This window comes from Halomonas sp. KX33721, from assembly GCF_001596805.1.
Classification (GTDB): Bacteria; Pseudomonadota; Gammaproteobacteria; order Pseudomonadales; family Halomonadaceae; genus Vreelandella; species Vreelandella aquamarina.
In genome coordinates this window covers 38,436-56,982 of sequence record NZ_LVIA01000030.1, presented here as the reverse complement: position 1 = coordinate 56,982, position 18,547 = coordinate 38,436, and the positions used below count along the sequence as shown (strand labels likewise).

The window sequence follows — 18,547 nt, the reverse complement described above, 5'->3', positions numbered from 1 at the left end:
CCGTAAAAGTCCCACAGTGGGGATTTTTACGGTGGCGAACCAACTCATATCCCCCAGGTCTCACATCGTCTCCACAGACGTCACTTTCCGAGTGCCCCTCGGTAGGTCGTGTCGACGTGAGTAGTATAGCACTGTACAAATCATCAGCAAGGGCATCCTGCGGATGCCGCGCTATCCATCCGCTCACTAAAAGTAAGCGGTTTTTCGCGCTGATTGATAAAAACTCCCTCCTACAGCAGTTTATCGGGGCATTGCCGAAGGCAGGTGTAGGAGGGCACCTGATTAGGCGATGAAGACACGATTGTGGGAGGCCAATTTATTGGGCGACGGCGGCGCCAGCCGCCCTTAGCCTGCCGAGGCACCAGTGCCCGCATCATCGCGAGCTAAAGCTCCCTCCTACAACAAGCCTGATCGATTCCAAGTAATGTGCCCCCACCGTGGGAGGCCAATTTATTGGGCGACGGCGGCGCCAGCCGCCCTTAGCCTGCCGAGGGACCAGTGCCTTCATCATCGCGAGCGGAAGCTCCCTCCTACAACAAGCCTGATCAATTCCCGAGTAATGTGCCCCCAACGTGAGAGGCCGATTTATTGGGCGACGGGCACGCATGGTTGTCCGGTCGGTCAGGTTTTTGATCCGGCTGGCAACATGAAACATGCTCATGCACCACCTGACGCGGATGCGATGAAAGTCGCGTCAGGCTGCGGTATGATAGCCGCCTCGCTTCTCCATGATGATCCTTTCTAACGAGGTTCCCGCCGATGTTCAGCCGCGACATGACAATTGCCGGATTCGATGATGCGCTATTTGATGCCATGCAAAAAGAAGTGGCACGCCAAGAAGCCCACATCGAACTGATTGCTTCTGAAAACTACGCCAGCCCCCGCGTACTAGAAGCGCAAGGCAGCCAGCTGACCAACAAATACGCCGAAGGCTACCCAGGCAAGCGCTACTACGGCGGTTGTGAATTTGTCGATATCGCTGAAAACCTGGCCATCGACTACGCCAAGCAGCTGTTCGGCGCGACCTATGTCAACGTGCAGCCGCACTCTGGCTCTCAAGCCAACAGCGCCGTTTTCCAAGCGCTGGTCACACCGGGCGACACCATTCTCGGTATGAGCCTGGACGCGGGCGGCCACCTGACTCACGGTGCCAAGCCCAACTTCTCCGGCAAGCACTACAACGCCATTCAGTACGGCCTGAACGAGCAAGGCCTGATCGACTACGACCAAGTCGCTTCTCTGGCCCGTGAATACAAGCCGAAAATGATCATCGCCGGTTTCTCTGCCTACTCACAAATTGTGGACTGGGCGAAATTCCGTGAAATCGCTGATGAAGTAGGCGCTTACTTGCTGGTGGATATGGCGCACGTTTCTGGCTTGGTCGCTGCTGGCGTTTACCCCAGCCCGCTGCCCCACGCCCACGTGGTCACGTCCACGACGCACAAAACTCTGCGCGGCCCGCGTAGCGGCGTGATTCTCTCAGCCGAGAACAACCCGGACATCGAGAAGAAGCTGCAGTCGGCAGTCTTCCCCGGTGGCCAGGGTGGCCCGCTGATGCACGTGATTGCCGCCAAAGCGATCTGCTTCAAAGAAGCGATGGAACCCGAGTTCAAAACCTACCAGCAGCAGGTAGTGAAGAACGCGCAAGCCATGGCGAAGGTATTCATTGACCGTGGTTACGACATCGTTTCCGGCGGCACCGAAGACCACCTGTTCCTGCTCTCGCTGATCAAGCAGGGCGTGACTGGTAAAGATGCGGATGCCGCCCTTGGCCGTGCCCACATCACCGTCAATAAAAACGCCGTACCGAACGACCCGCAAAGCCCGTTCGTTACCTCTGGCCTGCGTATCGGCACCCCAGCCGTGACCACGCGCGGCTTCGGTGAAGAGGAGTGTACGCAGCTGGCAGGCTGGATTTGCGATATTCTCGACGTACTAGCCAAAGGCGAAGACACCAGCAGCGTTGAAGCCCAAGTGCTCGATAAAGTCGCTGAAGTTTGTGGCCGCTTCCCGGTTTACAAATAAGCTGATTGTCAGTAAGTTCGTGTTAAGGCTCTCTCGCAGTCTCTCCTAGGCTACGGAAAGCCCAAAAAACCGGGCACCCTCAAACAGGGTGCCCGTTTTTTGTAAGTGCTTAATCTAATATTTTCGTGTATTATCGATGCGAGGATCTCGGGCACGGATGGAACCATGGCAAGAAGGCGCTTTATTGCTCCACTTTCTGACTCTGAACAGCAGACGCTGACCTCTGCTTATCAAGATGGTGAGAAGCGCGCCTTACGTCGTCGTGCTCATGCCATCCTGTTAAGCAATCAAGGCCATACCATCAATCAAATCAGCGAGATACTGCAGGTTCGTCGCGATGCCGTATCACGATGGCTCAAGCAATGGGAAACGTCGGGCCTTGATGGTCTAATCGATAAGCCGCGCAGTGGTCGAACGCCTGCCTTGGATGACAATGACCATCAGCGACTGCAGGAGCTGGTCGCAGAACAGCCCCATCAGCTCCGCTCCTTGCACGCCCGCTTTCAGGAGGAGACGGGGAAAAAGGTCAGCATGGTGACGCTCCGCAGGGCGCTTAAAAAAATAGGCTCAGCTTCAAGCGTATTCGGCATTCATTGAAGGCACGCCGTGACGAAACTGATTTTCGCAACACTCAGGGCCTCCTCAAGGCGCTTCACCAGCGGGAAGACTAGGGCGAACATGAGCTCTATTACTTTGATGAATCAGGCTTTTCACAATCATCGTCGGTGCCATACGCGTGGAGCCCCATTGGTAAACCCTGCGAAGTACCCGCCTACTCACATAGCCGAAGGCTGAACGTACTGGGATTTCTCAGCCGAGCAGGGAAGCTGATCTATCACACCGCCACCGAGTCCGTGACCACCGATACGGTCATCGACGCGTTTGACCATTTTGTAGCCCAGAAAGACCCCGACACCTTCGCCGTGGTGGTGCTCGACAATGCCAGCATGCATCGCTCCAAGGCCTTCAGGCGGAAAATACTCGAGTGGATGTCGCATCGTGTTCATCTGGTCTACTTATCGGCTTACTCGCCGGAGCTGCATCTGATTGAGATTCTGTGGCGGCAGATGAAGTATGCATGGCTGCCGCTGAGTGCGTATCTTTCGTTTGATAACCTCTGTGATGAGGTACACCGGCTACTCGATGGCTATGGTACTGAGTGCGCGATTAATTTTGAATAGGCACTTAGTTCGCATCGTTAAGCGGTGCCTCTTCAGCTGCTGCAGGCGCTACAACCGCAACGGTTTTTTGCTCCCGCGTCCATTTACCCGCTTTTTTATCAATGTACTGAAAGTGCTCGTTGGTAAAGCTGCCCTGGTTACAGGCGTGGCGGTAAGACACGGTAGGCACGTTGGCGTGGGTTAGTCTCTGGATAAATACCCCAGGCCCGGTAATGTCGAACACATTAGTCAACTCATTCTGCTTGATATTGACGCTAATTTGCTCAATGAGCAGCGCCAGATTAGGGTTGTTGGGTTTGCTGGCAATAAAGTAGTTGCTTAGCTCGCCCTTACGGGTAGTAACATAAAGCTCGTCAATATCGTTAGGTATCACGCTGCCAAGTGGCCAAATGGCGTGGGCATCGATATCCAGGTAGACCCCGCCATGCTTTTGCAGTACCAGCAAGCGCCAAAAATCCGCCTGGGCGGCACCAATTTGCAGCCGGGAGTACTGCTGATTAATATCTTTGTTGTAGTGTTCGGCAATAAATGCTTTTCGGGCTTCGGTAATCATAAACCGATACTCAAAGCGTGGGGCCATCAGACGGTTGAACAGGTAGTTGAGATAAACCGGCAGAGTGACTTTATTGGTAAAGTTGGTTTGCCAAATAATACGTGGAACTGCCGAATCATTTTTAGGCGCTAACCAGGGCGCGGAGCGCTCTGGCAGCGTGAAGCGCTTGTTGGGAACAATAGCGTGAAAGACATAGCTGAGTAACTTGGTAATGTTAGCAAATAGCTTAATAAAACGGCTAACAACCACTATCAGCGTTTTGTTGGTGGTAGGCCTTGTAGGCATGAGAATCCTTTTAAATTAGTTCCGTGCGTAACGGTTAAGCGAAGGGGCGTTACCAGCCTCCTTGGCCTTCCAGTAGGCTGCGCATGTTATTGTCGAGCGGTAGCTGGAAATCTGCGCTACCCAATACCATGGCATCGCCAGCGCGAACTACCCGTGCGCTCACATAGAGGTAATCCTGCCCTTGGGCATAAGTTCCCATCAAAATCGAGCGGGCGTTGTGCTGGGCGCTAAGACGTTGAACCTGGCGGGAGAGAATAAGTTCACCCACGCTCTCTTCAATAAACATGCTGTCACGCATTTTGACTTCGCGAACCTGCATGCCTTGCTGTGCCAAAGCGGACGCCATGATCTCCGAGCTAATACGGCCAAAAGTAGAGGATTGGCTTAGGTTATCGATGCTGACAAAGGTAGCGGCAATCATGGGGCTGTAGCGGGTCAGGTCTGGGTTGTTCGCCACCATCTGCTGCGCTGCCTGATGGGCAAGCTGAGAAAGATCAGGTTTAGGCTCTTCCGGTTGGGCATTACTGCCTAGCGTCGAGCAGCCCGTTAGCACCAGCATAGTGAGCAGTAGCATCATTACGCGAATAGGAGCGCTCAGAGATCGTAAAGACATAAACATTACCAGGTGTCGGTGATAGAAACTGTTGGCGTGGTGGGCGCTTGGGGAGCCCGGTGCGGCGCGTAGTGACGGCGGTCATCTGCATTAATGTAATAGATATTGGAGGAGGAGTAGAGGATTCGTTCGCCGTCTAAAATTTGGGTGGTAATAATCACTTCTTTATTGCCGGTATGCGTCCAGTTGCCGCTGGTAATATCGGCAGCAATCGCACCAGGGATAAGCGCTAATGCAGGTTCGCTCCACTGATTATAAGGAATGGTGGCCACAGCAATGCCAGCGGTTAAGGCTGTGAATGCGCCCACGGGCGGGCGTATAAAGCCACGATCTCGATGCGTAACAACTTCAACATCGACATGAATGTTGGCGGTATTCGCTGTGGGAGCGGTCATCAATGTCGCGCCGCGTGATACTAGCTCGCTGGTGAGCAAAGTACGAAAGCCCCGACCAAACTCGCCGCCACTATAGGCAGAGGCGCTGCTTTCTTCTGCTGGGGTGATGTAAAAATCACGAAAACGCACGCGTTCGCGCTGTAGGATTTGGGTAGCTTCATGGCGTGCGAGTATATCCCAGTGATAGGCCGCCTGCATGCGCTGCTGTTCCGTGTAAGGGTAAGTGGTGGCGATAGGTGCCTGTGATGTGTTGGCATAAAAACAACCACTCAGCATCAGGCTGACCATTCCCAGGCCAACGGGGCGTAAAAAGTGGACAATGGGGAATACGTGGGAAGAATACGCACCTGATAGTTCCTTATCGCTACTAAACAGCTATTCGATAGACTAGTTTGCCATGCTTAGCTTAGATCGGCCACGAGGTTAGAAACTTGAATGAGTGATAACACCCATGCTTGAAGACCACCGCAGCGGCCTACGCCATGATTCGCTGTTGTCTGCGTACCCCGAAGACGAGAGCAATAGCGGCTGGATGATTAGCTACATCGACATTGTGACGCTGTTGGTGGCACTATTTTTAATTATTATCGCCGCAGCTGGGGTGACAAGCCCGGAGTGGTCATCTGCGGATAACCAGGTTTGAGCCTGATAACCTCATTGTGCGACCGCTGGAAGTGCCGCTGCCAGATGTGTTGGATGAATTTCGTTCACAACGTAGCCCGGTGTTGGCCTCCACCCCTGGAGCGCTAAATCCGATGGCGATTAGTGCCGCGCTGGGTGTGGCGGGTTTACCCATCCGTTCTGTCTCCACCTTCAGCGTGCCGCCGCTATTAGCACTCCCTGAGCCAGCAGAGCTAACGCCGGCCGATGAGCTACCGTTCGTTAAGACGCTGTCTGAACGCCTGATGCCGATCCTTCCTACTCCTTTGGTGCGCATAGAAGAAGAGGTGGCTACTTCACCCATAGCGGATTACATGGTGCTGCTGACAGATCGCCCCCCGGTTAATGTTCAGGAAATCAGCGATGAGGCCATCAGCAGCGCCCTAGCGCTGGACACAAGCCTGCCTGAGCGCGTTGAAACGTCAACGTATCTGCCAAATTTAGAGGGCGTAGAGGTCTCCCGTGTGGCGGAGGGTATTAGCTTGCGGGTGCAAGATAGGCTGCTGTTCCCTTCTGCTACGGCGGAGCTTACCGAAGGCGGCTCATCGTTGGTGGGTAGCCTGCTGGAAACCATTCAGCGCTACGATGGTGAAGTATGGGTAGAGGGGCACTCCGATAGCCAAACCATTAACACGCCGGAGTTTTCATCTAACTGGGCGCTTTCAAGCGCCCGTGCTATCGCCATTGTAGAAGCCTTGGAGGAGGCGGGTGTGGCCTCTGAGCGTTTACGGGCAGTGGGCCTAGCGGCGACCCAGCCGTTAGAAGATAACAGCACGGCAGAAGGGCGTGCCCGTAACCGCCGGGTGGAAGTGGTCATCCATGTGGAGTAGGGCGCACTAGCCAAAGGGTAAGCACAATAAAAAAAAGCCCGCCGTGGGTGGCGGGCATTAAAGGGCTTGGCTCACTGCAGCCCACTGACATCAGGTGAGGGGGTGTACATGAATGTCAGTGAGTACAATATGAGTGTAGCTATTTATGAGATTTTGCCAAGCGCTTGTGCAATTTTTTGTAGGCTTTTAGGCCGACATCTTAAATGAAAAACTTAGCAAAATTCCGCGTAAACCCTCGCCCAGTCGGGCGGGGATACAAGCGGGCAGCGCGCTAGCGCTGCTGGGGGTTGATTTTCGCCCCTCACCGGCTAATATGGATATATATACAGCTTGATAAGCCACAATGCCATGCTGAAAGCCACTAAAGTCCGTATCTACCCGACCCCTGAACAGGCTGATTTCTTAAATCAGCAGTTCGGCGCGGTGCGGTTTGCGTACAACAAGGCACTGCACATCATCAGTACGCAGTACAAGCGGCATGGCACCAAGCTCCGGGCTAAGAAAGACCTCAAGCCGCTACTGGCGGTAGCGAAAAAATCCCGCAAGTACCACTGGCTGAAAGACTACGATTCAATTGCGTTGCAGCAGGCGTGCATTAACTTGGATCGCGCCTTCCAGAACTTCTTTAACCCCCAGTTAAAAGCCCGCTACCCCAAATTCAAGCGCAAGCACGGTAAGCAATCGAGCTATCACTGCACCGGCATCAAGGTCGGTGAGAGCTGGATCAAAATACCGAAGCTCACGCCGATTAAAGCCCGACTTCACCGTGACATCACCGGCACGCTGAAAAGCATCACCTTAACCCGCACCACCACGGGCAAGTATTTTGCCGCGCTGCTGGTGGATGATGGTGTAGAGGCGCCCACACCGCTGCAAACCGTCGACACCGTGCTGGGGGTCGATATGGGCTTGACGCATTTGTCTATCGACTCGACTGGCCGCAAAGTGGCCAATCCTCGTTTCTTGAAGCGGGCGCGTGCTAATTTGCGGCGCAAACAAAAAGCGCTTTCCCGCTGCCAGAAGGGCAGCAAGCGCCGTGCGAAAGCACGGCTAACCCTTGCCAAGGCGCACGAGCGCTTGGCCAATGCCCGTGCTGACTTCCAGCATAAACTGTCTCGACAATTCATTGACGATAACCAAGCGGTGGTGGTCGAGACCTTGAACGTCAAAAACCTGCTGAAAAACCGCAAGCTGGCAAAACATATTGCCGATGCCAGTTGGCACAGCCTGATCCAAAAACTGGACTACAAAGCCAAGCAGCAAGGCAAGCATCTGGTCAAAATCGACCAGTGGTTTGCCAGCACCAAGACCTGTGCGGGCTGCGGCCACAAGGTCGAACAAATGCCGCTAACGGTTCGCACTTGGGATTGCCCCGGCTGCGGCACGCAAGGCATCGACCGCGACATTAACGCCGCGATCAATATTCGCCAGCAAGGCATTTTAACGTTAAAGGCCGAAGGACTGTCGGTCTCTGCCCATCGAGGCCTGTGTAAGCCCGGTCACGCACCGGCAGCGGCCTAAGACGTGGGAAGCCTCGCCCGTCAGGGCGGGGAGCAGTCACCTCACCTTTTTTGCACCTATTTGGTGCTTTTCTGATGCGCTTTTTTGGTGCTCAAGCCTTCAGCGCCCTTTCTTTGATTTTAAGTGTTTGATTTATATTAGATGAACTTCATTGGCATACATTCTGCTTTATTGCTTATCTGAAAGAGACGCCTGCGTAACGGCTTTTAAGATTGCAATAAGGTGGCGCCATGACCGAACAGACTCGCACTACACATACTCAGACCGAGTTGCCTGATATAGCGCTGTCGCCCGGTAGTGCTGACCCAGCGCTTCAACCGCGCTTGGTGGTCACTGACCTAGACGGTTCCTTGCTAGACCACCACAGCTATGACTTCTCACCGGCAGCGCCTTGGCTGGCGCGCCTAAAACAGCTGGGCGTGCCCGTTATACCGGTCACTAGTAAAACCCGTGCCGAACTTATTTCCCTGCGTGAAGCGCTAGGCCTGACAGCTACCCCATTTGTGGCGGAAAACGGCGCTGTGATTGGCCTGCCACCGGGCTGGTGTCACGCACGGCTAGACCGCCCAGGGAGTGGCCTGGATGGCGTGGTGGTTAAACACACTGGAGTAGATGTGGGCTTTATCCGGGCACGGCTTAACGTCTGGCGCAAACGCCTGGGCGTTCGTTTTACCCGTATGAGTGAGCTGGATATTACCCAAGTCATGGCGCTTACCGGTTTAGATGAACCCCGTGCCAAGGCTGCCCGAAAGCGTGAAGGCAGCGAGCCGCTTATCTGGGAAGACGACGAGGCCGCGCTGGCAAACTTTCGCTTAGCGCTTGAGGGCGATGGGTTGACGCTGACGCAAGGCGGGCGCTTTTGGCACGTAATGGGTAAGGCCTCGGATAAAGGCAGTGCCGTTGACTGGCTCATTAAGCGATTTACCGCGCTCCGTGGCCGTGCGCCGCTGTCGCTGGGGCTAGGCGATGGCCCCAATGATATTTCCATGCTCGATGCCGTCGATCAGGCCGTCGTGATTAAAGGCTGCCACGACTTAACCGTCACACCCACGAACACAGCGCTTTATCGCACTAAGGAAACTGGACCAACGGGCTGGGCCGAGGGGGTAGCCCACTGGTGGGGGCGAGACGACCGCCGACTAGCGGCGGTACTTAGCCAACAACCAGAAACGGCCTAACCCAAAAGGGGATCAGCGAATGAGTGACTTTCATCAAAATGGCGTTATCACCGATTTTCATAACCTAACTCGCCGCCCGGTAGAGGCACTGGAGCAGGAGCTGAGTCAGTTTGCTAAGCGTCGCCCGATGGGGTTGATACTGCCGTCGCTGTTTTCCGAGCTGGAAGGTCCGGCGCTTTCTGCCATCGTAGATGAGTTAGTGAAGGTGCCCTACCTCAACGAGATTGTAATTGGCCTGGACCGCGCCGACCGTGAGCAATTCTTGTACGCCCGGGAGTTTTTCTCTCGCTTGCCCCAGCATACGCGCATTCTATGGAACGACGGGCCACGCCTACGCGAGTTAGACGCCGAGCTGGAAAGCCACGATCTGGGAGCGTTAGAACCAGGCAAAGGGCGCAATGTGTGGTACTGCGCAGGTTACGTGCTGGCGTCTGGTCGCTCGTCGGTGGTGGGATTACACGACTGCGATATCCTGACCTACGACCGCAGCCTGTTGGCTCGGCTCATGTATCCCGTGGCTCACCCACGGTTCAATTACAGTTTCTGCAAAGGCTATTACCCCCGCATTGCCGAAGGAAAGCTCAACGGCCGGGTGTCTCGGCTGATGGTGACGCCGCTGCTGCGGGCACTAAAAACGGTATGCGGGCCGCTACCCTATTTGGACTACTTAGATAGCTTCCGCTACCCGCTCTCTGGAGAGTTCGCAATGCGCAGCGATGTGCTGGAAGGCATCCGTATTCCTGCCGACTGGGGGCTGGAAATTGGCGTACTCTCTGAGCTGCAGCGCAACTACTCCCACCGCCAGCTATGTCAGGTCGATATTGCCGATGCCTACGATCACAAGCATCAGCCCGTTAGCGAAGATGACGCCAATGCAGGCCTTAACCGCATGAGCCTGGATATCGCGAAAGCGCTGTATCGCAAGCTGGCTACCCAAGGCGTAAGCTTTAGCAGTGAAGACTTCCGCACGCTAAAAGCCACGTACTATCGTTTAGCACTCGATTTGATCGAAGCCTACGACCACGACGCCACCATGAATGGCCTGAGTTTAGACCGTCACTGTGAAGAGCAGGCGGTGGAGTTATTTGCCAGCAACCTGCTGGAAGCGGGCAACCTGTTTTTGGATAACCCCCGCGAACGGCCATTTATTCCTAGCTGGAACCGCGTTCAGGCCGCTGTACCCGACATACTGGCGCGGATGCATGAGGCGGTAGAGTTGGATAACCAAAGGAAGGTGTAACGATAGGCATCAGCGTAAGTTGCCTCAGTTTCTCGAAACCGCTGCACGGTGAGCTGCAGCGGTTTTTTTATACCTGTCTGTAATGCAAACCCTTTCTATCCACTGCTTAGAGGGGGCGCGGATTCTGACGATCTAATAAACATAAAGTAGAAACAAAGGTACTGTAATTATAAATTGATATAAATATATAACCATTATTGCGCTACACTTACTGTATAGATCCACTGTTAGCAGTCCATCCTCAGGAGGCTCCAGAATGCAGCGCCCTATCGTTACCCACTTCTTTGATGAACCAACCAATACGTTCAGCTATGTGGTGCAAGACCCTGATAGCAGCGCGTGCGCCATTATCGACTCTGTTCTGGACTTTGATTACGCGGCAGGGCGCACTGATATTCGTTCAGCTAATCAAATTATAGCGTTTGTCCGTGAAAAACGGCTGGAAGTGGCTTGGGTATTGGAAACCCATGTCCACGCTGACCACCTCTCCGCAGCGCCGTATCTGCATGATCAGTTAGGAGGCAAAACGGGCATTGGTGCTCATATCGTCGAGGTGCAGGAGATTTTTGGTAAAGCGTTTAATGCAGGCACCGAGTTTGCCCGAGATGGCAGCCAGTTTGATGCGTTATTCAATGAAGGCGATACCTTCACGATTGGCTCGTTAGAGGGGCGTGTACTGCATACGCCTGGACATACACCTGCCTGTTTGACCTATGTGATCGGTGATGCCGCCTTTGTGGGCGATACCCTGTTTATGCCGGATTACGGCACCGCGCGCTGCGATTTTCCTGGCGGCGATGCTCGCACGCTCTACCACTCTATTCAGAAAGTACTGTCTTTGCCCGAGCAAACGCGGCTGTTCTTATGCCACGACTACAAAGCGCCGGGGCGAGACGCCTATCAGCATGAAACCACCGTTGCCGAACAGCGCCAGGCCAACGTCCATGTGCACGACGGCATTAGCGAGGAAGAGTTCGTCAAAATGCGTACCGAACGGGATGCCACGCTGGGAATGCCACGTCTGATTATTCCTTCGGTACAGGTCAATATGCGGGCCGGCGAGCTGCCGCCTGCCGAAGATGACGGCCAGGTATACCTAAAAGTACCAATTAACAGGTTTTAAGCGGCGGTGGGTTTACTTAACGACACATAAATGGGTAGGAAACAGTGATGAAAACGAACGTAGGCGGCATCGACAAAATAGCGCGGATTGCTGTGGGGTTACTGTTAATCGTGCTGACCTTGATGGGCACGATTGGTGTATGGGGGTGGATAGGGGTCGCGCCGTTGGCAACGGGGCTATTCAATTTCTGCCCGGTGTATTCGCTCATGGGTATATCCACCTGTAAAACCAAGCGTTAGGCAACGAGCGTTGGGTAACATAAGGAGCTAGATGTGGATTGGATAGCGAGCCTGCACGGGCTAGTGGGCGGTGTGCTGATTGGACTTTCAGCAGTGTGGCTGATGGGCGCACTAGGCCGCATTGCCGGTATCAGCGGCATTATTGGCGGTTTAATTACTCAGCGGCCTAAAGGAGACAGTGCTTGGCGGGTAGCGTTTTTAGCGGGGCTAATTAGTGGCCCGCTGCTCGTCATGGCCGTTGGGGGTGGGCTGGGGAACGTGGCAGGCGTGCCCGGTGCGGTGATTGGTGAACCTGCAGGCGGTGTGCCGCTTATGTTGTTAGCAGGCCTGCTGGTGGGGATAGGCACGGGGCTTGGCAGTGGCTGCACCAGCGGCCATGGCGTATGTGGCTTGGCGCGGTTAGCGCCCCGGTCTATGGCGGCTACTGGAACCTTCCTGGTCGCGGCCATCGCGACGGTCTATGTGGTACGGCATGTCATCGGAGGTGGGGTATGAGCACACCGGCCGTCAAAACCGCAGCGGGATACCTCGCTGGCCTGCTGTTTGGTTTGGGGCTCGCGATTTCTGGGATGACCGACCCTGCGCGGGTACTCGGCTTTTTAGATATTGCCGGTGCCTGGGATCCCACGTTGATGTTTGTACTCGGGGCCGCCGTAGGCACCACCTTTGTGGCTACCGCTTAGTATTCGCTCGCGGTACGCCGCTGTTTAGCGCCAAATTTCAACTGCCGACCAAGCAGGAGCTTGATGCCAAATTGCTAGGCGGCGCGGCGCTGTTTGGGGTGGGCTGGGGGCTTTCCGGTTACTGCCCTGGGCCTGCCATTGCCTCCATGGGTGGGCTAACGCTGCCGCTTCTTGCACTGCTGGCGGCGATGGTGCTGGGCTGGTTTATTGCCCAGCGTATCGCTCGCTAAGTGAGCAACTCCGTTCACGATGACGCCCTTACTTTCCCTGGTAAGGGCGCTTTTTTTGATCTGGTGCAAGGGTTTGGCCAAAGGGCTTAACGTTCGGTTAATGCACGTTTGTCATGCTGCTTCCATCACAAGGAAACCGCTATGCACGTCCTACTCATAGAAGATGATCCACTGGTGGCCTCGGGCATTCGTTCTGGACTGATGATGTACCACTTCGTGGTGGAGCACGTTACCTCGGTGCAGGCTGCGCGTCAGGCGATGCAAAGTGTCGCCAGCGACGTGGTGATTCTTGATCGTGGACTACCCGATGGCGATGGCTTGGCGCTGCTGCAATCCTGGCGCGATGAGGGCGTGACGACACCTGTGCTCATGCTGACTGCCAGGGATGCCGTGCGCGACAGAGTGGATGGGCTGCAAAGCGGGGCCGATGATTATCTAGTGAAGCCCTTTGATTTAGATGAGCTGGTGGCAAGACTACATGCGCTACTGCGGCGCGTAGCCGGGCGCAGCCAAGGGCTGACCGTGCATGGTGCGCTGACACTAGACCCCAGCGCTCGGGAGGTGCGGGTAGCGGGCGAACTGATAGCGCTCTCCCGCCGTGAGTTGGTGCTGTTAGAGGCTTTTTTACACGCCCCGCGCAGCGTGCTCTCGGCGGATCAGCTCAAAGATAGCCTCTACGGGCTAAGCGATGACGTAGAGAGTAATGCGCTCAATGTCCATATTCACCATCTGCGCCGCAAATTGGGCAGTGGGATTATCGAGACCGTGCGCGGCCTGGGCTACCGCTTGGGCAAGCCAGAAGCCGTGCTTGCGCCGGGGCAAACGCCTAAGGGGCAACGATGAGTCTACGCGCCCGCCTGCTACTCACGCTTGGGCTGACGTTGGCGCTGCTATGGGGCGTTGCGGCTGCTTGGCTGCTCAACGATTTGCAGAAAACCTTTGTCGCCACCCTGGACCAGCGTTTGGCTCAGTCCGCGCGCATGGTGGCCGGGCTGGTGCATCAATTGCCGGAGGAGGTGTGGGAGCAGAGCATGATGACGACGCTTGCCATTCCACCCATCGAGGGGCTGGCCTGCCAGGTGCACTCGCCACACGGAGAGGTGATTGCTCGCACCCACGCCAACATGGATAGCGTGCTAGCGCCAGGGCAGCGCGGTCACACCTATCGCCAGGAAGGCGATACCACTTGGCGCGTCTTTACCTACGAGCGCGGCGGCCTGGCCATTACCACGGCGGATCGAATGGATGAGCGCACGATGCTGCTAAACGGGGTAGTTCGGGTAGCCGTCGTGCCGTTTGTGGTGGCGTTAACCGGCAGCCTGATTGCGCTATGGGTGGGTATATGGCGCGGGCTGGCACCGCTGTCACGGTTGCGTGAGTCGTTAGCCAGCCGCCACCCAGAAGCGCTGGCACCGGTGGCTACCTACGGCGTGCCGAAAGAGATTAAGCCCCTTATCGATACGCTCAACAGCCTCTTAATACGCGTGCAGCAAACCCTGGTGCGGGAGCAGCGTTTTACCAATGACGCCGCCCATGAGCTGCGCACCCCCCTCACCGCTATTAAGACGCACCTACAGGTTGCCCAACGAGCTGAAGGCCCGACTGCTCAAGAAGCCCTTAAGTATGCCGAAGCAGGCGTCGTGCGCTTGGCCCACACCTTAGACCAACTGCTCACGCTGGCCCGTGTGGAAGGCCGCATGCGCTTTGATGATGGTGAGCCAAGCGAAGTAGCCCAAGTTGTTGAGTTAGCTGTTGCTGATAGCGCCGCTGCTCAGGGGCAGTGCCAGTGGCCTGAAGTGCTGCCTCAAGTGTATTTGGCCATGCCCAGAGAGCTGGCGATTACGGCGCTGCGTAACCTAGTGGATAACGCATTGCATCACGGGCCACGCGGAGCGCCCATCACCCTGATGGCAGAACAAACGCATAGCGACATTACCTTCACCGTGCATGATCAAGGCCCCGGGGTGGATGAAGAGACACTGGCCCAACTGACACAACGTTTTTGGCGGGCCAGTAAGCAGCAGGGCAGTGGTCTGGGGTTGGCCATCGTTGCAGCGATTGCCGAGCGTTTTGGTGGCGACGTGCGTTTTGAGAACGCAAAAGCAGGGGGCTTCTATGCGCATCTCACGATTCCCACGGTGTCACCGCTATAAAGCAATTCCATAACAACCGACGCGATCAGGGGGAGTAATGAAAACATCAATGTGGGGCAGGCTTAGCCTGCTGATGGGCGCTTGCTTGATGGCGAGTGGCAGCATAGCTCAAGAGGGAGATGCCGAGCGGGGTGAAGCGGCATCGGCGACATGTGTGGCCTGTCATCAAGCTAACGGAGGAGGCATGAACATTCCCGGCGGCGAATCCTGGCCGCGCTTGGCAGGCTTAAATTCCAACTACATCGCTAAGCAGCTGCACGATTTTAAAGCCGGGGACCGTCAGAACGCGACGATGGTGACGTTCGCCAATATGCTCGACGATCAGCAAATTGCCGACGTGGCGGCGTATTACAGCCAGCTACCCGCGACGCCAGGCCAAGGCGGCGACAATGCCGATGAAGCGCTGCTGGCTCGCGGCGAGCAGCTGGCCGAACGGGGCGACTGGAACGCTTATATTGTCTCCTGTAAGAGTTGCCATGGCCCGGGCGGCCAGGGGGTGGGAGAGACGTTCCCCGGCATCGCGGGGCAACATGCGGGCTATATCAGTGCACAGCTAAACGCTTGGAAGAGTGACACACGCAGCAACGACCCTCAAAACCTAATGGGGGCGATTGCCAAGCGTATGAGTGAAGAGGATATTCAGGCGGTCTCCGCGTGGTACGCCACCCAGCCCGCCGCTGAAGGGGAGGCCACACAATGAGTAACTACCATCGTTATATAGTGATCGCGCTATCCAGCAGCGCGCTTGCAGTGGGCACCGGTTTGAGCCTCTACGCAGCGAATGCGTTTGCCCAGCAGGAGGAGCGGGCCGATGCCGCGCTGAATCAGCTAGTACACGAACCGCCCACCATGGAAGACTTGGAAGACTCGGATCTCCATCCAGAGCTTAAAAAAGTCATTCGCTACGGCTATGACCTATTTACCAATACCCAGCAGCTAAGAGGCGAGTACGTTTTTAACGATATGAACTGCTCAAGCTGCCATCTAGGAGAGGGCCGCGTACCGTTTAGCGCGCCGGTATGGGCAGCTGCCATCACCTTGCCCGATTTTCGCGGCAAAAATCAGCATGTGAACAACCTGGAAGAGCGCATTGCAGGCTGCTTTGCCTACTCCATGAACGGCACACCGCCCGAGTACGGTAGCGACGAAATGCTGGCGCTTAGCGCCTACCACCAGTGGCTCGCCACCGGTGCGCCGATGTACCCCGATAAGCCGATCTATGGCCGTGGTTTCCCAGCGCCTGAACAGCCTGAAACACCCAGCTATGCCAGAGGCGAGGCGGCGTACCAGGAAAACTGCGCCATTTGCCACCAAGAAGATGGCTCTGGGCACTATGAAAACGGCGAATATGTTTTCCCCGCCCCTTGGGGCGATGGCTCTAACAACTGGGGGGCCGGTATTGCACGGGTAGAAACCATGGCTGGGTTTATCTATCAAAACATGCCGCTGGGCCAGCCGCGCTCGTTAACCGGCCAGCAAGCGTGGGATATCGCTTACTACATCAATAGCCAAGAGCGCCCCCAAGATCCGCGCTACACCGGCGATGTTGCAGAAACCGCCGAGCGATTCGGCCCCACATTCCACAACCGCTCGCTCTACGGCCAAACCCGCGAGCATGACGGCCATGTGCTAGGCGACCACGCTAATTTTGGCGAGAAAGGTGACATCCAACCCTGGAACGTTGGCATGCCACGGTTCGAAAATCTCTCTGAGGAGTAAGCTTGAACGTATTGCAGGAGAGAGCGTCAGGAGTGTTTGGGAGGGAGCTTCAGCTCGCGACGGTTAGGGCACCAGTGCTGCGGTAGGCTAAGGGCGGCTGACGCCGCCGTCGCCCAATAAATTGGCCTCCCACTGTTGAGTTTGCCGCTGTTCGATCAGTGATCTTATCTCTCTAGCTATTGGCTTGGGCCAATAATACGGAGCTTCTGCTGTGCAAAAGTTTTGTTCTGGTTAAGGTCAGTATTATCTGAGGAGTAGGTAATGACTGTGTGGGAGGGAGCTTCAGCTCGCGACGATTAGAGCACCAGTGCTGCGGCAGGCTAGGGCGGCTGACGCCGCTGTCGCCCAATGAATTGGCCTCCCACCTCTGGTTTTTTTCTAATCGACAAACGGCTGGTTGTTTACACTTGTATTCTAGCCTGGATTTCTCACAGGGTATAAAAGAAAGCGGCTGAAAGTGCTATGATTTCAAGAACCTAACCAATCCATCAAGCACCAACAGCCGCTTCCAAAATGGTACCTGAAAAGCTGACCTTCTCGCCACTCTCACGCCGCCAAATTGAAGCCGACTTCTCCGGGGGCCACATTACGTCGGACGCCGGATTACTCCTGCTTCGTGAAGTCGATAAACACCATCGCCTGACACGCCGCTTGGCCACCGTGCTTCATGACCCCCGTGCACCGAAACAGGTTCGTCATAAGCTCGACACTCTGGTTCGTCAGCGGGTGTTCGGTGTCGCTGCTGGCTACGAAGATTTCAACGACCATGAGGCCCTGCGCTATGATCAGGCCCTCCAGACAGCGCTCGGTGAAGAGGATACGCTGGCAGGCAAGTCAACGCTGTGCCGGGTGGAGCAGAACGCCGATCGGCAAGCAATAGTGAAGGCCCATGAGTTGCTGTGGCATCACTTCATTGAACAGCATGACGAACCACCAAAGGAGATCGTGCTGGACTTTGATGGCACCGACATCCCCGTGCATGGCGAGCAACCCGGCAAGTTCTTTAACCGTTATTACGATCACCACTGCTACTTCCCACTGTATGTCTTCTGTGGGCGCCACTTACTGGTGAGCTATCTGCGCACCAGTGACCGCAGCGACAGCCGCCATAGCTGGGCGATCCTCGCCTTACTGGTACGCTTTATCCGTCAATACTGGCCCGATACGCGCATCGTGTTACGAGGTGATAGCCACTTTTGTCGTCCCCGGATGCTGAACTGGTGCGATCGGCATCACGTCGACTACATCGTGGGAATCGCCAAGAACAGCCGGCTGCTCAAGGAAGTGGACGTCCCCATGATGCTGGTGCGCAAGACCCAATGGCAGGTGGGAGGGAAAGTAGCGGGGACGTTCCGCTTCCAGTATCAAGCCCACTCCTGGAAATACTCACGCTGGGTGGTGGCCCGCCTAGAAGAAGGCGAGTTAGGCTCTAATCCCCGGTTTATCATCAGTTCCCGTTACGATGATGGCTTCAAGCTTTACTACGAGCAGTACTGTGCCCGGGGTGACATGGAGAACCGGATCAAGGATCAACAACTGAGCCTGTTTGCTGACCGGACCTCCAGCACGCACTGGTGGGCCAATCAGTGGCGGCTGATCTTGTCGGGCTTCGCTTATACGCTGTTCGAGCGGTTACGGACTTATCTGAAGCACACGCCCTTCGCGCGCATGAGTCCGAGCAACCTGAGGCTCAAGCTCATCAAAGTAGGCGCGGTCATCATCCGCAATACGCGTCGAATCCGAGTACTCATGAGTGACAGCTACCCCTATAAAACGGCGCTATCCGATCTCGTCAGGCGGTTGGTTCCTAACTGACTGCTCGGGCGCCCCCGGCCCGACGCAATGGGGGGAAGGGGGAAGTGTGTCTGAACGCCGGAAAGTGGTTAAAAAGTAGCCGATGTAAGTCGAGCCAGTAGGTG

Annotated in this window: 17 protein-coding genes and 2 pseudogenes; 16 read left to right on the top strand and 3 right to left on the bottom strand. The window is 55.7% G+C overall.

Translation table 11 applies throughout. The features are described from left to right. Nucleotides 1-759: 759 nt before the first annotated feature. Both glyA and A3220_RS16975 read left to right on the top strand, forming a co-directional pair. Nucleotides 760-2,025, top strand: coding sequence for a serine hydroxymethyltransferase (gene glyA / locus A3220_RS11920; protein ID WP_062375026.1), 1,266 nt, complete (start codon nucleotides 760-762; stop codon nucleotides 2,023-2,025). A gap of 165 nt (nucleotides 2,026-2,190) precedes the next feature. Next, nucleotides 2,191-3,206: pseudogene (locus A3220_RS16975) on the top strand (IS630 family transposase). Between the two features lie 4 nt (nucleotides 3,207-3,210). On the opposite strand, the gene A3220_RS11905 reads toward A3220_RS16975, so the two are convergent. Genes A3220_RS11905 through A3220_RS11895 form a run of 3 tightly spaced genes read right to left on the bottom strand, consistent with a single transcriptional unit; the run spans nucleotide 3,211 to nucleotide 5,328 of the window. Continuing rightward, nucleotides 3,211-4,044, bottom strand: coding sequence for a glycosyltransferase (locus A3220_RS11905; RefSeq protein WP_062375023.1), 834 nt, complete (start codon nucleotides 4,042-4,044; stop codon nucleotides 3,211-3,213). Nucleotides 4,045-4,093: 49 nt separating this feature from the next. Continuing rightward, nucleotides 4,094-4,657, bottom strand: a complete 564-nt coding sequence (locus A3220_RS11900; RefSeq protein WP_252860468.1) for a FlgO family outer membrane protein — start codon at nucleotides 4,655-4,657, stop codon at nucleotides 4,094-4,096. 5 nt (nucleotides 4,658-4,662) lie between these two features. Beyond that, nucleotides 4,663-5,328 carry a hypothetical protein gene (locus A3220_RS11895; RefSeq protein ID WP_252860467.1) on the bottom strand — a complete coding sequence of 222 codons (666 nt, stop codon included), beginning with the start codon at nucleotides 5,326-5,328 and terminating at the stop codon, nucleotides 4,663-4,665. Nucleotides 5,329-5,503: 175 nt separating this feature from the next. On the opposite strand from A3220_RS11895, the gene A3220_RS17985 reads away from it, so the two are divergent. The 14 genes and pseudogenes from A3220_RS17985 to A3220_RS11830 all read left to right on the top strand — a co-directional run bounded on the left by A3220_RS17985 (nucleotide 5,504) and on the right by A3220_RS11830 (nucleotide 18,443). After that, entirely contained in the window at nucleotides 5,504-5,695 is a 192-nt protein-coding gene (locus tag A3220_RS17985) for a flagellar motor protein MotB (RefSeq protein WP_252860466.1), read from the top strand. 16 nt (nucleotides 5,696-5,711) lie between these two features. Then, a complete protein-coding gene (locus A3220_RS11890) occupies nucleotides 5,712-6,542 on the top strand; it encodes an OmpA family protein (RefSeq protein ID WP_252860465.1) in 831 nt (276 codons plus the stop codon). Nucleotides 6,543-6,890: 348 nt separating this feature from the next. After that, on the top strand, nucleotides 6,891-8,063 hold the full coding sequence (locus A3220_RS11885; protein ID WP_058577267.1) for an RNA-guided endonuclease TnpB family protein: 1,173 nt from the start codon (nucleotides 6,891-6,893) through the stop codon (nucleotides 8,061-8,063). A 230-nt stretch (nucleotides 8,064-8,293) separates the two neighbouring features. Continuing rightward, a complete protein-coding gene (locus A3220_RS11880; RefSeq protein WP_062375018.1) occupies nucleotides 8,294-9,241 on the top strand; it encodes an HAD-IIB family hydrolase in 948 nt (315 codons plus the stop codon). Between the two features lie 19 nt (nucleotides 9,242-9,260). Next, on the top strand, nucleotides 9,261-10,481 hold the full coding sequence (locus A3220_RS11875; protein ID WP_062375016.1) for a hypothetical protein: 1,221 nt from the start codon (nucleotides 9,261-9,263) through the stop codon (nucleotides 10,479-10,481). Between the two features lie 256 nt (nucleotides 10,482-10,737). Next, nucleotides 10,738-11,604 (top strand): MBL fold metallo-hydrolase, encoded by an 867-nt coding sequence (locus tag A3220_RS11870; RefSeq protein ID WP_062375015.1) that lies wholly within the window; start codon nucleotides 10,738-10,740, stop codon nucleotides 11,602-11,604. A 47-nt stretch (nucleotides 11,605-11,651) separates the two neighbouring features. Beyond that, on the top strand, nucleotides 11,652-11,843 hold the full coding sequence (locus A3220_RS11865) for a DUF2892 domain-containing protein (RefSeq protein ID WP_044630671.1): 192 nt from the start codon (nucleotides 11,652-11,654) through the stop codon (nucleotides 11,841-11,843). A gap of 33 nt (nucleotides 11,844-11,876) precedes the next feature. Further along, nucleotides 11,877-12,338, top strand: a complete 462-nt coding sequence (locus A3220_RS11860) for a hypothetical protein (RefSeq protein WP_058577271.1) — start codon at nucleotides 11,877-11,879, stop codon at nucleotides 12,336-12,338. Then, nucleotides 12,335-12,756, top strand: a pseudogene (locus A3220_RS11855) (DUF6691 family protein). Before A3220_RS11860 ends, A3220_RS11855 begins: the two are co-directional and overlap by 4 nt. Nucleotides 12,757-12,897: 141 nt before the next feature. Next, nucleotides 12,898-13,599: a response regulator transcription factor gene (locus A3220_RS11850; RefSeq protein WP_062375013.1), complete on the top strand. Its 702-nt coding sequence runs from the start codon at nucleotides 12,898-12,900 to the stop codon at nucleotides 13,597-13,599. Next, on the top strand, nucleotides 13,596-14,909 hold the full coding sequence (locus A3220_RS11845) for an ATP-binding protein (protein ID WP_062375012.1): 1,314 nt from the start codon (nucleotides 13,596-13,598) through the stop codon (nucleotides 14,907-14,909). The genes A3220_RS11850 and A3220_RS11845 overlap by 4 nt, the downstream gene beginning before the upstream one ends. A gap of 37 nt (nucleotides 14,910-14,946) precedes the next feature. Continuing rightward, nucleotides 14,947-15,609, top strand: coding sequence for a c-type cytochrome (locus A3220_RS11840; protein ID WP_062375010.1), 663 nt, complete (start codon nucleotides 14,947-14,949; stop codon nucleotides 15,607-15,609). Then, nucleotides 15,606-16,628 carry a c-type cytochrome gene (locus tag A3220_RS11835; RefSeq protein ID WP_062375009.1) on the top strand — a complete coding sequence of 341 codons (1,023 nt, stop codon included), beginning with the start codon at nucleotides 15,606-15,608 and terminating at the stop codon, nucleotides 16,626-16,628. The genes A3220_RS11840 and A3220_RS11835 overlap by 4 nt, the downstream gene beginning before the upstream one ends. Before the next feature lie 513 nt (nucleotides 16,629-17,141). Next, nucleotides 17,142-18,443, top strand: coding sequence for an IS1380 family transposase (locus A3220_RS11830; RefSeq protein WP_058578389.1), 1,302 nt, complete (start codon nucleotides 17,142-17,144; stop codon nucleotides 18,441-18,443). Nucleotides 18,444-18,547: the final 104 nt, after the last annotated feature.

Bases quoted from the DNA above. Each gene is read 5' to 3' on its own strand.
- A3220_RS11835 (WP_062375009.1), top strand. From the start codon at position 15,606: ATGAGTAACTACCATCGTTATATAGTGATCGCGCTATCCAGCAGCGCG.
- A3220_RS11830 (WP_058578389.1), top strand. From the start codon at position 17,142: ATGGTACCTGAAAAGCTGACCTTCTCGCCACTCTCACGCCGCCAAATT.
- A3220_RS17985 (WP_252860466.1), top strand. From the start codon at position 5,504: ATGCTTGAAGACCACCGCAGCGGCCTACGCCATGATTCGCTGTTGTCT.
- A3220_RS11905 (WP_062375023.1), bottom strand. From the start codon at position 4,044: ATGCCTACAAGGCCTACCACCAACAAAACGCTGATAGTGGTTGTTAGC.
- A3220_RS11850 (WP_062375013.1), top strand. From the start codon at position 12,898: ATGCACGTCCTACTCATAGAAGATGATCCACTGGTGGCCTCGGGCATT.
- A3220_RS11870 (WP_062375015.1), top strand. From the start codon at position 10,738: ATGCAGCGCCCTATCGTTACCCACTTCTTTGATGAACCAACCAATACG.
- A3220_RS11885 (WP_058577267.1), top strand. From the start codon at position 6,891: ATGCTGAAAGCCACTAAAGTCCGTATCTACCCGACCCCTGAACAGGCT.
- A3220_RS11895 (WP_252860467.1), bottom strand. From the start codon at position 5,328: ATGCTGAGTGGTTGTTTTTATGCCAACACATCACAGGCACCTATCGCC.
- A3220_RS11845 (WP_062375012.1), top strand. From the start codon at position 13,596: ATGAGTCTACGCGCCCGCCTGCTACTCACGCTTGGGCTGACGTTGGCG.
- A3220_RS11865 (WP_044630671.1), top strand. From the start codon at position 11,652: ATGAAAACGAACGTAGGCGGCATCGACAAAATAGCGCGGATTGCTGTG.
- A3220_RS11875 (WP_062375016.1), top strand. From the start codon at position 9,261: ATGAGTGACTTTCATCAAAATGGCGTTATCACCGATTTTCATAACCTA.
- A3220_RS11880 (WP_062375018.1), top strand. From the start codon at position 8,294: ATGACCGAACAGACTCGCACTACACATACTCAGACCGAGTTGCCTGAT.
- A3220_RS11840 (WP_062375010.1), top strand. From the start codon at position 14,947: ATGAAAACATCAATGTGGGGCAGGCTTAGCCTGCTGATGGGCGCTTGC.
- A3220_RS11900 (WP_252860468.1), bottom strand. From the start codon at position 4,657: ATGTCTTTACGATCTCTGAGCGCTCCTATTCGCGTAATGATGCTACTG.
- glyA (WP_062375026.1), top strand. From the start codon at position 760: ATGTTCAGCCGCGACATGACAATTGCCGGATTCGATGATGCGCTATTT.